15 protein-coding genes are annotated in these 12,886 nt (G+C 60.2%); 9 read left to right on the forward strand and 6 right to left on the reverse strand.

Annotated features, from left to right (window positions below; genetic code table 11):
* Window positions 1-42: 42 nt before the first annotated feature.
* From AC13RC_RS01445 to AC13RC_RS01475, 7 genes are all read left to right on the forward strand, one after another.
* The gene (locus AC13RC_RS01445; protein WP_152095505.1) at window positions 43-1,221 is read left to right on the forward strand and encodes a cell wall hydrolase; all 1,179 of its coding nucleotides are present in this window, start codon (window positions 43-45) and stop codon (window positions 1,219-1,221) included.
* 313 nt (window positions 1,222-1,534) lie between these two features.
* The gene (locus AC13RC_RS01450; RefSeq protein WP_488556280.1) at window positions 1,535-1,879 is read left to right on the forward strand and encodes an AtpZ/AtpI family protein; all 345 of its coding nucleotides are present in this window, start codon (window positions 1,535-1,537) and stop codon (window positions 1,877-1,879) included.
* 78 nt (window positions 1,880-1,957) lie between these two features.
* Window positions 1,958-2,710 (forward strand): F0F1 ATP synthase subunit A, encoded by a 753-nt coding sequence (locus tag AC13RC_RS01455; RefSeq protein WP_092709533.1) that lies wholly within the window; start codon window positions 1,958-1,960, stop codon window positions 2,708-2,710.
* Between the two features lie 66 nt (window positions 2,711-2,776).
* Window positions 2,777-3,004, forward strand: a complete 228-nt coding sequence (locus AC13RC_RS01460) for a F0F1 ATP synthase subunit C (protein ID WP_015338972.1) — start codon at window positions 2,777-2,779, stop codon at window positions 3,002-3,004.
* A gap of 78 nt (window positions 3,005-3,082) precedes the next feature.
* Window positions 3,083-3,676 carry a F0F1 ATP synthase subunit B gene (locus tag AC13RC_RS01465; protein WP_069612428.1) on the forward strand — a complete coding sequence of 198 codons (594 nt, stop codon included), beginning with the start codon at window positions 3,083-3,085 and terminating at the stop codon, window positions 3,674-3,676.
* A 3-nt stretch (window positions 3,677-3,679) separates the two neighbouring features.
* Entirely contained in the window at window positions 3,680-4,171 is a 492-nt protein-coding gene (locus AC13RC_RS01470) for a F0F1 ATP synthase subunit B (protein ID WP_069612429.1), read from the forward strand.
* Between the two features lie 116 nt (window positions 4,172-4,287).
* A complete protein-coding gene (locus AC13RC_RS01475; protein WP_488556281.1) occupies window positions 4,288-5,052 on the forward strand; it encodes a phosphotransferase in 765 nt (254 codons plus the stop codon).
* A gap of 4 nt (window positions 5,053-5,056) precedes the next feature.
* Here AC13RC_RS01475 and rnhB read toward each other — a convergent pair whose 3' ends face one another.
* Together rnhB and AC13RC_RS01485 are read right to left on the reverse strand one after the other, a co-directional pair.
* A complete protein-coding gene (gene rnhB, locus AC13RC_RS01480; RefSeq protein ID WP_488556735.1) occupies window positions 5,057-5,716 on the reverse strand; it encodes a ribonuclease HII in 660 nt (219 codons plus the stop codon).
* Window positions 5,717-5,821: 105 nt separating this feature from the next.
* Window positions 5,822-6,979, reverse strand: coding sequence for a PA0069 family radical SAM protein (locus AC13RC_RS01485; RefSeq protein WP_113330981.1), 1,158 nt, complete (start codon window positions 6,977-6,979; stop codon window positions 5,822-5,824).
* Window positions 6,980-7,220: 241 nt separating this feature from the next.
* Here AC13RC_RS01485 and AC13RC_RS01490 point away from each other — a divergent pair, with 241 nt between their 5' ends.
* Together AC13RC_RS01490 and AC13RC_RS01495 are read left to right on the forward strand one after the other, a co-directional pair.
* Window positions 7,221-7,739: a glycosyl transferase gene (locus AC13RC_RS01490; protein ID WP_069612432.1), complete on the forward strand. Its 519-nt coding sequence runs from the start codon at window positions 7,221-7,223 to the stop codon at window positions 7,737-7,739.
* A 278-nt stretch (window positions 7,740-8,017) separates the two neighbouring features.
* Window positions 8,018-8,326 carry a hypothetical protein gene (locus AC13RC_RS01495; protein WP_488556282.1) on the forward strand — a complete coding sequence of 103 codons (309 nt, stop codon included), beginning with the start codon at window positions 8,018-8,020 and terminating at the stop codon, window positions 8,324-8,326.
* Between the two features lie 31 nt (window positions 8,327-8,357).
* Here the strand turns inward: AC13RC_RS01495 and moaB are convergent, their stop codons facing one another.
* From moaB to AC13RC_RS01515, 4 genes are all read right to left on the reverse strand, one after another.
* On the reverse strand, window positions 8,358-8,912 hold the full coding sequence (gene moaB / locus AC13RC_RS01500; RefSeq protein WP_488556736.1) for a molybdenum cofactor biosynthesis protein B: 555 nt from the start codon (window positions 8,910-8,912) through the stop codon (window positions 8,358-8,360).
* Window positions 8,912-9,826 (reverse strand): 4-(cytidine 5'-diphospho)-2-C-methyl-D-erythritol kinase, encoded by a 915-nt coding sequence (locus tag AC13RC_RS01505; RefSeq protein WP_488556283.1) that lies wholly within the window; start codon window positions 9,824-9,826, stop codon window positions 8,912-8,914. Before AC13RC_RS01505 ends, moaB begins: the two co-directional genes overlap by 1 nt.
* A gap of 7 nt (window positions 9,827-9,833) precedes the next feature.
* Window positions 9,834-11,690, reverse strand: a complete 1,857-nt coding sequence (locus AC13RC_RS01510; RefSeq protein WP_488556284.1) for a tetratricopeptide repeat protein — start codon at window positions 11,688-11,690, stop codon at window positions 9,834-9,836.
* A 124-nt stretch (window positions 11,691-11,814) separates the two neighbouring features.
* Complete coding sequence (locus AC13RC_RS01515) at window positions 11,815-12,831, reverse strand: polyprenyl synthetase family protein (protein WP_488556285.1); 1,017 nt, start codon at window positions 12,829-12,831, stop codon at window positions 11,815-11,817.
* Window positions 12,832-12,886 lie beyond the last annotated feature (55 nt).

Consider the following 12,886-nt stretch of genomic DNA (forward strand, 5'->3'; position numbering starts at 1 on the left):
TTATTCCGGCTCCTAGTTTCGAGTGCCGTTTGGAGTCCGGTGTTGTCTCGCTCGCGTTCCGTCAGCCGCAAGTCGCGGTTCCTGCCACAAAATTGGACCTCTCCAGCCGTCTTCGGGCTTTGCGCCTGGCTTATTTTTCCATCGACGGCAGCCTATGGCGACCTTGCCGGCCTGCTTGCCGGGATCGACAGGGAAGGGGCCAATTGGCGCATGGTGATGACGGACTCGCCCGCCGGCTCCACCCATCAGGCGGAACTGGCCTTCGGCGATGTCAAGGCCTCTGCCGCCATTGGAGATGGCGGTCTGGTGTTGCCGGACGGGCGCCGCGTCGCGTTCCAATCCGAAGCCAAGGGCAGCGATCCACGGCCCGATGAAGACCGCATCAACCGGCAGGACAAGAAAGGCAGGGTGGTGGCCATCACGCCGATGCAGCCGCCGAAGGATTTTTCCGCAGGCTCGGTGCTGCAGCGCCAGAGCATGCTGCTTCGGCCGGAATCTGCGACCGGCGAACGCACCGCCTTCCTGAAGCCGCAGCTCGGCGGTAAGGAAATCCAGATTGCCACCGCCTTCTATAAGAAAGAGCCGCCAAAGCCTGATGATAGCGTGCCGGCCTATATCGCCAATCTGGTCACCAATCAGAATGCCGATGTTCTCGCCGCGGCCTATGCCTCGCCGGCGCCGGACTATGCCCGTGTCTCGCCCTTCGATTCCATTCTCGCCAAGGATCAGGACGGCGAGGGCCGCTTCGTGCCGCAGATCGGCCCGAAGGATCATGCCTGGGCCGCCAATGTCCTGCCGCCATCGGTTTTCTCGCCCGACGAGCAGCAATGCCTTGCCACTGGCATCTATTTCGAGGCGAGGGGCGAGTCCGTGAAAGGACAGGCGGCCGTTGCCCAGGTCATCCTCAATCGTGTCCGCAACCCGGCCTACCCGAAGACCATTTGCGGCGTCGTCTATCAGAACGAGGATTGGACCAACGCTTGCCAGTTTTCCTTCGCCTGCGACAACGTCAAGGAGCGCGTCAATTCTCCCGAACACTGGCGCATTGCCCGTCAGGTCGCCATGGCCGTGACCGCCGGCAAGATCTGGCTGCCGGAAGTCGGTTCCGCCACTCATTACCATGCTGTCTATGTCCGGCCGAAATGGGCTGCCGAAATGGTGAAGGTCGGCCGCATAGGCATGCACATCTTTTACAGGACCTATGGCGGCGGCTGGAGCTGATGCGCCCGGTTCCGGCAGATTGACACCGCGGGCGAGGTCGCTTCTCCTGGCAAAAAAGCCACAGGAAAGCGCGGGCTGAAGAGGATTCTTCGGCTCAGTTTTCGGTCAATATGGCTCTTTCGCTCTAAGATCATGATTTAATTGGGCTAATTTATGGCTGGACAGATGACGCCTACGCCTTGACTATGCTTTTTCCTAAAACTATGTTGCGCGCGACTTCAAAACGGGCCGAAAGGTGGCGAAACCTGCTGTTCGTTTACGCGTTGACCGGGGTACAGGGATTACGCGCAACGAAAATGGGGAGGATGCCACCATGACGGATGACCGCGACGAAGGTCTGGAACAGCGGCGGGCGCAGCTGGAAGCCGAATTGGCGACCAAGCGCGCTGCGGTGAGAGAGGATGAACGCGGGGAGGTTCGCGCCGAGGAAAGCCGTAAGGGCTACGCTCAGGCGATGAAGCTTTCCAGCGAGTTCATAGCCGCAATCATCGTTGGCGCCGTTCTGGGCTATGTCTTCGACCGTTTTGTCGGTACGACGCCGTGGGGCATGATTATCTTGCTGCTTCTCGGATTTTGTGCCGGCGTTTTGAATGTGCTGCGCTCTGCGGGCAAGGTGGCGACACCGGTGCCGGGCGAGGGTAGGCCTGGTAAGAAATGAGCGGAAGCAACGCTGCGGCGCTGTTTCCAGATGAGAAGCATCCGCTCGGTGGAGCGGAAAAATGAAAGAGAACAAGCGGTGGCAAACGATCCTACCCATCAGTTCCTGATCTTCAAGATTATCCCGATCGATATCGGCGGAATTGATTTTTCGTTCACCAACGCCTCGCTGTTCATGGTTGCCTCCGCAGTTCTCTCCGCTGGCTTCCTTTATTTCGCCAGTGCGCCGCGCGGCGTCATCCCGACGCGCTCGCAGTCGGTGGCGGAAATGGCCTATGAGTTCATCGCCTCGATGTTGAAAGAAGGGGCGGGGACAAAGGGAATGAAGTTCTTCCCGCTGGTCTTCTCTCTCTTCATGTTCGTCCTGACGGCAAACCTGCTCGGCCTTGTTCCTTACTTCTACACCGTCACCAGCCAGATCATCGTGACGCTGGCGCTCGCGTTGCTCGTCATCTTCACCGTTATCTTCTACGGTTTGATCAAGCACGGCTTCGGCTTCTTCAAGATCTTCGTCCCGCAGGGTGTTCCGGGTGTTCTTCTGCCGCTGGTGGTGGCGATCGAGATCATCTCCTTCCTGTCCCGTCCGGTTTCACTCTCCGTTCGTCTTTTCGCCAACATGCTGGCCGGTCATATCACGCTTAAGGTGTTCGCGGGCTTCGTCGCCTCGCTCGGAGCACTCGGCGCGCTCGGTATCGGCGGGGCTGTTCTCCCTCTTATCATGACCGTCGCCCTCACCGGTCTCGAGTTCCTTGTCGCCTTCCTTCAGGCTTACGTCTTTGCGGTGCTGACTTGCATGTACCTCAACGACGCAATCCATCCGGGCGGCCACTAAGGATAAAGACATTGGCGTCTAACGGCGTCAGTCATTCACCGCACAACCATTTCAAAGGAGTTCAACATGGACGCGGAAGCAGCAAAGTTCATCGGCGCAGGTTTGGCTTGCTTTGGTATGGCCGGCACGGCTCTCGGCCTCGGCAATATCTTCGGCAGCTACCTGTCCGGCGCACTGCGCAACCCGTCGGCTGCTGACAGCCAGTTCGGCCGTCTGGTATTCGGCTTCGCCGTTACGGAAGCTCTGGGCATCTTCTCGCTGCTCGTCGCTCTCCTCCTGCTCTTCGCCGTCTGATATCAGCGGCGTCATAGATCACGGTTCGCGGGCAGCGAGCCGTGATTCTTTGTATTTGCAGACCACCTGGAGGTGAGCATGTTTGTGACCCCGGCATATGCTGAAGAAGCACCGCCGGCCGCCGGAGCGGTGCACACGGAAACGGGTGCGCCGAATGAAGGCCATCACGGCGGCGTATTCCCGCCGTTTGACCATACGACGTATCCGTCACAGCTGTTTTGGCTGGTGATCACCTTCGTCATCTTCTACGTGGCCATGCAGAAGATCGTTATTCCGCGCGTCGGCAGCATTCTGGAAAGCCGGCACGACCGGATCGCCCAGGATATCGAGGAAGCCTCGCGTCTGAAGGCTGAAGCCGATGCCGCCGTCGCGACCTATGAAAGCGAATTGGCCGCTGCGCGCGCCAAGGCGAATTCCATCGGCGCCACTGCCCGCGATGCCGCCAAGGCCAAGGCCGAAGAGGATCGCAAGGCGATCGAGGCAAGCCTGGCTGAGAAGCTCAAGGCCGCAGAAGGCCGCATTGCTGAAATCAAGGCGAAAGCCTTCGGTGATGTCGGTGCGATTGCCGAGGAGACGGCTAGCGCCGTCGTCGAGCAGCTGGTCGGCAATGTCGCCGGCAAGGCCGATGTCGCCTCTGCGGTTGCAGCCGCCGCCGCCAAGCAGGAGGGGTGATCCATGGAGTTCGCTTTAGACAACACCTTCTTCGCCTTTGTCAGCCTTCTCATCTTCCTCGGCCTAATCGTTTACCTGAAGGTTCCGGGCATGATGGCAAAGTCGCTGGACGACCGCGCCGATCAGATCCGCAACGAGCTGGCGGAAGCCAAGCGCCTGCGCGAAGAGGCCCAGCACCTGCTGGCCGAATATCAGCGCAAGCGCAAGGAAGCCGAGGCTGAGGCAGCACACATCGTTGCCGCAGCTGAGCGCGAAGCGGAAATGCTGACGACCGAGGCTCGCAAGAAGACCGAGGAGTTCGTTGCCAACCGCACGGCTTTGTCCGAGCAGAAGATCAAGCAGGCTGAAGCCGATGCGATGAAGGCGGTTCGCTCCGCTGCTGTCGACCTCGCGATCGCCGCTGCTGAATCGGTGCTTGCCAAGAAGGCCGATGGGAACGTCCAGTCCGGTCTCTTCAGCGATGCCGTCAAGGAAGTGAAGACGCGGCTGAACTAAGCCCTGGGAATATCGAAATTCGAAAGAGCCCCGCTTCGGCGGGGTTTTTTATTTCCGCACTGCCGGGTTGATCATTGCCGGAACCAACAGCAAAATCACAAGATTGAGGAGGGCGGATGCAGGCGGTGACAGGCGATGAACCGTTTCGTCAAGGCGATCTCATCGTGAGACCGGCTGCGGCATGGACACCGGGCGTGCACGCCTTGCTGGCTGCGCTACATCGGCATGGTTTCGATGCCGCTCCGATTTCGGCTGGATATGACGAGGCCTGGGAGCGGGTAACCTATCTACCCGGGGATACTGGCGATCTCGATGACTGCATTGATATGCGCGGCGAAATGGCGCTACGGTCGGCTGCATCGCTGCTGCGTCGCTATCACGATTGTTCCCGCTTGTTCGCAAAGGACCTTGAGGCCGATCACACCTGGCAACTGCCGGCCCGCTCGCCCTGCGAGGTCATTTGCCATGGGGATTTTGCTCCCTACAATGTCGTCCTGAACGATGGCGAAGTGACCGGTATCATCGATTTCGAGGCGGCGCATCCCGGTTCGCGAATGTGGGATCTGGCCTATGCCGTCTATCGCTGGGCGCCGCTGTCCTCCAGCGCCGCCGTCGACGGAATGGACACACTTGCCGCCCAAGTTGGTCGCGCCCGCATCTTTGTCGATGCCTATGGCCTGTCCATTAGCGAGCGCGCCTCGTTGCCTGACGTCATCGTCGAGCGGCTCGAGGCTCTTTTGGCCTTCATGGAACGGGAAGCTGCCCGCGGCATCGAGAGATATCGTCGGAATCTCCACGAGGGACATGACCGCATCTACAGAGAAGATGTTGCATATATCAGAAAGCGGTCGGCTGAAATCGCCGCGGGGCTGACGGGCTGAGTGCTTAGATGACCTCTTTGCGCAAGGGGCGAAAGCTCATGCGGTGCAGCGGGCAGGGACCATGCTCCTCGATACCTGCACGATGCTGCGCCGTGCCATAGCCGGCATGGGCCGCGAAACCATAGGCCGGAAAAACGACACCAGCACGCGCCATCATTCTGTCGCGTGTCACCTTGGCGACGATCGAAGCGGCGGCAATGGAGAAGGAGCGCGCATCACCTTTGACCACGGCTTTTCCTGGGCAGGCGAGCCCAACAGGCACGTCGAGCCCGTCGGTCAGCACATAGCTTGCTGGCACGGCCAGCGCGCAAATGGCCCGCCGCATGGCATCCAGACTGGCCTTGCGTATATCGGTCGTGTCGATACGGCCGGCACTCGACGAGGCGATGGACACGGTTGCCGTCGCCAGAATTTCGACGAACAGTTCCTCACGTCTGGCGGCTGTCAACTGTTTGGAATCGTTTAGCCCAGCCGGGATGCGCTCTGGATCGAGAATAACGGCGGCCGCCACGACCGGTCCGGCAAGCGGGCCTCGGCCCGCCTCATCGGCCCCGGCAACCGGCCAATGGCCGGCACGGCGCGCAATCAGCTCCAGCTCGAAAGTGGGGACGAGCGGAACATCCTCGAACAGCATTGGAGAATCGGGTGGTGCACGGCGTGACATGCGGCGAAGCTCGCACACCACCCGATCTCCTGCAAGCCCCCGGTGGATCATGGCGGCGAAGCCAGGGGCTTTTCCAGCGGGTACAGGGAAAACCCGCAGGGATCGTCAGAGCAGCGACAGCTGCACGCCGCTGCCATCCGGCGGCACGAACAGGTCGTCGCGTAGCGCAATATTGCGGCGTGTGAGCGCGAGCCGGCGGGTCGCCATCTCGAAACGGCGGCTGATCTGCCAGGCATAGGGTCCGGCACCCTTCATGCGCTTGCCGAATTCGGCATCGTAATCCTTGCCACCGCGCATCGAGCGGATCAGCGACATGACGTGACGGTAGCGATCCGGATAATGCTGCAGCAGCCAGTCGCGGAAGAGCGGGCTTACTTCCAGCGGCAGCCGCAGGATGACATAGCTTGCCTCCAGCGCACCGGCCGCCTTGCCGGCGTCGAGGATACGCTCGATCTCATGGTCGTTGAGCGCTGGAATGATCGGTGCCACCATGATCGAGGTGCGGATCCCCGCCTCGCTCAAAGCCTGGATCGCCTCCAGCCGCCGCGGCGGCGTCGCGGCTCGCGGCTCCATGGTGCGCGCGAGCTTGCGGTCGAGTGTCGTCACCGACAGGCCTACGCGCACCAGGTTCTTGGCGGCCATCTCTTTCAGAATGTCGATATCGCGCATGATCAGCGCCGACTTGGTGACGATGGCAACCGGATGGTTCGCCCGGTTCAGCACTTCGAGAATCTGGCGCATGATCCGCCATTCCTTCTCGATCGGCTGATAGGGGTCGGTATTGGTGCCGATGGCAATCACCCGCGGCTTGTAGCCGGGCTTTGCCAGCTCACGCTCCAGAAGTTTGGCGGCATCCGGCTTGGCAAAGAGCTTCGATTCGAAATCCAGCCCCGCCGACAGTCCCATATAGGCATGCGTCGGTCGTGCGAAGCAATAGATGCAGCCGTGCTCGCAGCCGCGATAAGGATTGATCGATCGGTCGAAGGGAATATCGGGGGATTCGTTGCGGGTAATGGCCGTGCGCGGCTTCTCCACCTGCACTTCGGTTTTGAATGGCGGCAACTCTTCCCAGCTTTGCCAGCCGTCGTCGAAGGCTTCGCGCTGCTGCGGCTCGAACCGGCCGCTCGGGTTCAATCCGGCGCCGCGCCCACGCCGGCGCTCGACGTCGACCCTGAGACCGGCATCGGCGATCAAAGCATTGGCAACATCTGCCGTGTTGGCAGGCGCGAAAGCGGCCTGCCCTGCAAGGGACTGCTCGTTCATCGGTAGCTCCAGGGCGGCTCATGCCATCGCATGCCGCGTCTAAGATGATTAAATTCCTATCCGACAAATGAGAACATTGCAAGAACAAAAATCCGCGACCGTCATTTTCCATCTCATTCACGGGAGGTATTCGGCGGCGCCGGCCGTGAGAATTTTCGGCCGCTTATGATGCTTTTCTTAAACGCTCGAGCCTGAGGGTTAGGTGCTGGCAATAAATTATGCGCCGCTCTATAAATGGGCAATGTTGACGGTCATCATCGAATGCCAGGATCACGAACCCGAGCTGGCGCAGACATTGGCGGCATTGGTGGCAGGAGCGGTCGAAGGGCTGGTCAGCGACGTGGTCGTGCTTGATCACGGTTCCAGGGACGGCACATCGAAGGTGGCCGATGCCGCCGGCTGCCGCTTTTATTCGCAGTGGGATATCAAGGATATATTGCGGTCTGCGAGGGGCGAATGGTTGCTGCTAGTCGAGCCGGGCGCACGGCCGCAAGCCGGCTGGATCGATGAGATCGCCGAATATGTCTCGCTGAACAAGGTGCCGGCGCGCTTTACAGCATCGCGCGGCTATCGTCGCCCGTTTCTGAAGCGAATCGGCCGTCGTACGGCGCCGCTGGAACTGGGGTTGCTGCTTTCCAAGCACCAGGCGATCGCCGTCGCCAGGTCGGGCATGGGGCTGGCGGAGTTCGCCAAGGGACAGAAGGGCCGACGGCTTTCAAGCGAGCTCATTCCGTCCTGGGTCGCCCGCGCGGCGCGATAGGGCCTAGAGCATTTCCGCTTTTCTTCGAATCGCGAAAACGCTCCATCTTCTTGTTTTTACGCAGCTCCGGACGCAAAATCGCTTCGCACTTTTGCTGGAACTGCTCTAGCGTTCCGCAGATTCCATTTGTAAACGCGCGAATAGCTGCGATAATTTGCATGTGGCGGCACCTTATGCGTGTCGCGTCAGGCGGCCGACCATGAAGATGCCGATATCAGGCGGAACTGGTCAGCGGAACTCTCCTTTTCTGCCGGGATTTCGGCGAAAGGAGGTGCGTTATGAAACGCACGATGCTCTACCGCCTCATGGCAACGATCTTCATTGTAAGTGCAACTCTTTTCCCCGGCATTGCCGCCGCTCAGGTGACCTTGGCCTGCGCTCAACGCGTCGATATCGTCGCGTTTCTTGGCGACCATCTTTCGGAAAAGCTTTCGGCCGTCGGCAAGCTCGATCAGAGCACGATTGTTGAGATCTACGCCGCCGAGAGCGGCAACTGGACACTGCTGATGAGCGACGTATCCGGCCGGAGCTGCATCATTCTCACTGGCGATTCTTGGAAATCAATTCCTGTTCTGCCGAAGGCATGATCGACGCGCAATATCGCGTTGAGCAGAAGACCTATCTCGAGCCGGCGCCGCGCTTTAGATGCTCGTCGAGGCGCGGCATGATCTCCACGAAATTGCAGGGCATGTGGCGATAGTCGAGTTGCGCCTTCAAGATGCCGTCCCATGCATCTTTGCAGGCGCCAGGCGAACCTGGCAGTACGAAAATGAAGGTGGCATTGGCCACACCGCCGGTCGCCCGTGACTGGATCGTCGCCGTGCCGATCTTGTCGTAGGAAATGCGATGAAAGACCTCGGAAAACCCATCCATCCGCTTCTCGAACAAAGGCTCCAGCGCTTCCGGTGTGACGTCGCGGCCGGTAAAGCCAGTCCCGCCGGTGGTGATTACGACGTCGACCGCATCGTTCTTCGTCCAGGCTTCCACCTGCGCGCGGATGCGCTCCTTGTCGTCTGGCACGATGGCGCGGGCGGCAAGCCTGTGACCCGCCTCTGCAATGCGGGCAACCAGCGTATCGCCGGATTTATCGTCAGCGAGCGTGCGTGTATCGGAAACGGTCAGCACGGCGATGCCGACGGGAATGAAGGATCTTTCGTTGCCTGACGCTGCCATCATGCCTCTCCCGCGATCGTTTCGGTTACCTGGAAATACCAGTCCGGCCGCTGCTTCTGAAGCGAAGCGGCGGCGGCCGTCGCCTGTTCGATATCGTTGAAAATACCGAAGCACGTCGCACCGGAACCGGACATGCGCGTCATGATCGGCCCCTGGCTTTCGATCAGGCCGGAGAGCGCTGAAATCTCACCGCAGATTGAGCGTGCCGGCGGTTCGAGATCGTTGCGCAGGGTCTTGATCGTGTCGATCCACTCGCCGTGCCCCTGCGGCATCTGCGATGGAAACAAGAGCGGCGGATTGTCCTTGCGGGTGAGCTGCCGAAACACATCTGATGTCGAGACGCCGACAAGCGGATTGCCGAGAACCACGGCAAAGGCGGGAAATCCCGGCAGCAGGTCTATCGCCTCGCCAATCCCGCGCGCGACCAGCGGTTGGCTGGCAAGGCACATCGGCACATCGGCGCCGAGTTTCAAGGCGATGGTTTTGACCGTCGCCTCCGGCAGGGTAACGCGCCATAGCCGCATCAGCCCGCGCAAGGTCGCCGCCGCATCCGCCGAGCCGCCGCCGATGCCGGATGCGATCGGTAGATTCTTTTCCAGATGAATATGGGCAGGGGGGGCATCGAAGCCGGCCGAGTTGACTGCCTGCCGCAAGAGATCGCGCGCCTTGAGAACGAGATTGTCGCCGGCCTCGGCATCGGCCGAAAGCAGCGGGCCAAAACGTCCAGAGAGACTGAAATCGTCATCCGCGCTTGCGCGAAAGAAAAGACGGTCGCCATGGCGGGCAAAGCTGACGAGCATATCGAGCAAATGGTAGCCATCGGCTCGGCGGCCCGTGACATGCAGTGCAAGATTGATCTTTGCGGGCGCTTCTTCCGTGAGGTCGAAATCGCCCGCAGCCAAGATCGTGCTCATGGAAATCTTAGGACTTCTTGTCGACCGGCGCCGGAGCGTTCGTGTCGGGCGAGGGCGCGGGTGCTGGATCGGGCAGCTTGCTTTTGTCAACAGTCTTCGGATCGTTGTCGAGCGGCGGCAAGCCCTTCTCGACCTTCTCCTTGATCTTCAGAATATCGGCCTCTTCCGGCTTCGAGGCGAGCGCCCGGTTCCACTGATAGACGGCTTCGAGCTTGCGATTGACGCGCCAGTAGGCGTCGCCGAGATGGTCGTTGATCGTCGGATCGCCGGCCTTGAGCTGCGCTGCCCGCTCCAATTCGCTCACCGCATCATCGAAACGGTTGAGGCGGAAATAGGCCCAGCCAAGGGAATCGACGATATAGCCGTCATCCGGCCTCAGATCGACGGCCTTCTTGATCATGTCCAAACCCTGGTCGAGGTTCATGTTCATGTCGACCCAGGAATAGCCCAGATAATTCAGCACCTGCGGCTGGTCCGGATTGAGTTCGAGAGCCTTCTTGAAGTTCGGCTCTGCATCCGCCCATTTCTTCAGCCGCTCATAGGCAATGCCGCGCTGGAAGAAAACCGCCCAGTCGCTGCGCTTCGGCACCGGGCCGATGATCTGCACGGCCTTGTCGTAATTATCGGCCATGGACTGGAAGTCCTTGGCGTCGGAAAGCACGCTGCCATAGGCGAGATAGCTGCGGACATCGTTGGGATCGGAATCGATCAGTGCCTTCAGATGTTTGCGTGCATCGTCGATTTTACCTGCCTGGGCGAGTGCGAGGCCGAGCTGCAGCTCGGAGATGCGGGCCATCGGCGAATTATCAGGCACCTTCTTGTAGAAGGCGATCGCTCGATCGGTCTGCTCCTGTTTTTCGGCCAGCCCGCCGAGCAGCACCAGCGTATCGGCTGCCTTCGGGTCGAGGGAGTTGGCGATCTGCAGGTAAAGCGAGACGACATCCTCGGCACCATCGCGGTTCAGCGCAGCACCGATGGTGAAGAGAACGGCGGCTGCACCCTCGCTGGCGTTCGTCACCTGCTGATCCGGCGTATCGCCCTTGCTGATGCTGTCGCGCAGTGCATTCAGCGGCGCATAATTGCTGACGAGATTGTCGCCGACGGAAATCGCATCCAGGGCCTTCTGCTTGTCTCCGGCCTTGGCTTCGAGGCGTGCGAGCGCCATGACGGCGCGCATGAAGGTGTCAGGTGCGGTCGCGCCGCCCGTCTTGTCGAGGATAGCATCGTTAAGGTGAGAGCGTGCCGACTTCAGGTCGCCCAGCGTCAGCGCAATGGCGCCGGCATGATAGTTCTTGAAGATGTTGAACCAATCCGGGCCCTTCATCTTGTCGATCATCGAGATTGCTTCCTTGCCGCGGCCGGATCCAGCACGCGCCCAGGCGGCGAGCAGGTTGGTCATCATTCGGTCGAGATCGTTCGGACCGTTATATTTGAGGATTTCCTGCGCGGTGCGGTATTCATGGCGGCGGATGGCATCCATGCCGCGCACGATCGTCGTGACACGCTCGACCGAAGGATCGCTCTTCAATTCGTTGGCGTATTTGACGCCTTCTTCCAGATTGCCATTCAGCAGCAGCGAGATCATCAGCCGCTGGCGAATTTCCGGATTGCTCGGATCGATCATCAGCGCCTTTTTGTAGAGCGCGATGGCAGTATCGTAGTCGTGATCGACATCTGCGGTACGGGCGGCCAGGAACGCGCCTGCGAACGTATCAACACTATCCGGATCGAAAGAAGTGACCGGAGCACTGGCCTCCGGCGCTGCCGGCTTATCCTCTGCGCGCGCGCCAGTCAAGGCGGACACCGAAAGGATTGCCGCCAAGGCTACGCCCGAAAGGAAACGGATGGCAAGTCTCTGCCGCATTAGAAAGCCTTTCATCAAGGGAATGGCCGGCGACTTCGCCGGCGGCACAACGCATTCGTGTCAACTGATTCACAACAGGATGGCTTTTTTGAAGCGGCCCTGCAACAAATTCAGGCCGCCGCTATCAATTAACGCGTTCGATGCAGAAATCGATCACTTCCAGAAGTGCCGATTTCCAGGGCGTTTCCGGCAATGGCGCCAAGGCGTCGCGGGCAATCGTGCCGTAGTGTACGGCGCGGGCAATTGTGTCGGCCAGCGCGCCGTATTTCGTGATCAGGCCGAGGGCCTTTTCGAGATTCTCGTCGCTGTTATCGCCGGTTTCGATGGCCTCACGCCAGAAGGCGCGTTCCTTCTCGGTGCCGCGCCGATAGGCGAGGATCACCGGAAGCGTGATCTTGCCCTCGCGGAAATCGTCGCCGACATTCTTGCCGAGGTCGGCAGCCTTGCCGCCGTAATCGAGCGCATCGTCGACGAGCTGGAAGGCTAGGCCGAGATTGGTGCCGTAGGACTTCAGTGCATTGCGCTCCGCCTTGCCGGCATTGGCGACGATCGGGCCGACTTCGGCCGCGGCGGCAAAGAGCGCCGCGGTCTTGGCGCGGATGACCGAGAGATAATCGTCTTCCGTCGTCTCCATGTTCTTGGAAACGGAAAGCTGCAGCACTTCGCCTTCTGCGATCACACAGGCTGCCGAGGAGAGTACGTCGAGCGCTTCGAGCGAGCCGACTTCCACCATCATGCGGAAAGCCTGGCCGAGCAGGAAATCGCCGACCAGAACGCTCGCCTGGTTGCCCCAGATCATCCGGGCCGTGGATTTGCCGCGGCGCAGATCGCTTTCATCGACGACGTCGTCGTGCAGCAGCGTCGCCGTATGCAGGAATTCGACCGATGTCGCGAGCTTGATGTGATTGTCGCCCTGATAACCGTAAAGTGCGGTGGACGCGATCGTCAGCATCGGCCGCAAACGCTTGCCGCCGGAGGAGATGAGGTGCTCCGCAACCTCGGGGATCATCTGCACATCGGAGCCGGCCTTGGACAGGATGAGCTGATTGACGCGTTCCATGTCCGCCTTGGTCAGGTCCACCAAAGGCTTGATGGATGCCAGTTTATTCTTGCTTTCTTCCAGCGGTATCACGACGCCCAACGATCCGGACTCCTGTTCATTTCCTGCAAAGCACAATAAGAAGGGGCGAAAGAGG

The organism is Martinezella sp. CNPSo 3890 (genome assembly GCF_057784455.1).

Coding starts and splice junctions, on each gene's coding strand:
- AC13RC_RS01490 (WP_069612432.1), top strand. CDS start 7,221: ATGTTGACGGTCATCATCGAATGCCAGGATCACGAACCCGAGCTGGCG.
- AC13RC_RS01485 (WP_113330981.1), bottom strand. CDS start 6,979: ATGAACGAGCAGTCCCTTGCAGGGCAGGCCGCTTTCGCGCCTGCCAAC.
- AC13RC_RS01510 (WP_488556284.1), bottom strand. CDS start 11,690: ATGCGGCAGAGACTTGCCATCCGTTTCCTTTCGGGCGTAGCCTTGGCG.
- AC13RC_RS01460 (WP_015338972.1), top strand. CDS start 2,777: ATGGACGCGGAAGCAGCAAAGTTCATCGGCGCAGGTTTGGCTTGCTTT.
- AC13RC_RS01465 (WP_069612428.1), top strand. CDS start 3,083: ATGTTTGTGACCCCGGCATATGCTGAAGAAGCACCGCCGGCCGCCGGA.
- rnhB (WP_488556735.1), bottom strand. CDS start 5,716: ATGTCACGCCGTGCACCACCCGATTCTCCAATGCTGTTCGAGGATGTT.
- AC13RC_RS01505 (WP_488556283.1), bottom strand. CDS start 9,826: ATGAGCACGATCTTGGCTGCGGGCGATTTCGACCTCACGGAAGAAGCG.
- moaB (WP_488556736.1), bottom strand. CDS start 8,912: ATGGCAGCGTCAGGCAACGAAAGATCCTTCATTCCCGTCGGCATCGCC.
- AC13RC_RS01470 (WP_069612429.1), top strand. CDS start 3,680: ATGGAGTTCGCTTTAGACAACACCTTCTTCGCCTTTGTCAGCCTTCTC.
- AC13RC_RS01475 (WP_488556281.1), top strand. CDS start 4,288: ATGCAGGCGGTGACAGGCGATGAACCGTTTCGTCAAGGCGATCTCATC.
- AC13RC_RS01450 (WP_488556280.1), top strand. CDS start 1,535: ATGACGGATGACCGCGACGAAGGTCTGGAACAGCGGCGGGCGCAGCTG.
- AC13RC_RS01495 (WP_488556282.1), top strand. CDS start 8,018: ATGAAACGCACGATGCTCTACCGCCTCATGGCAACGATCTTCATTGTA.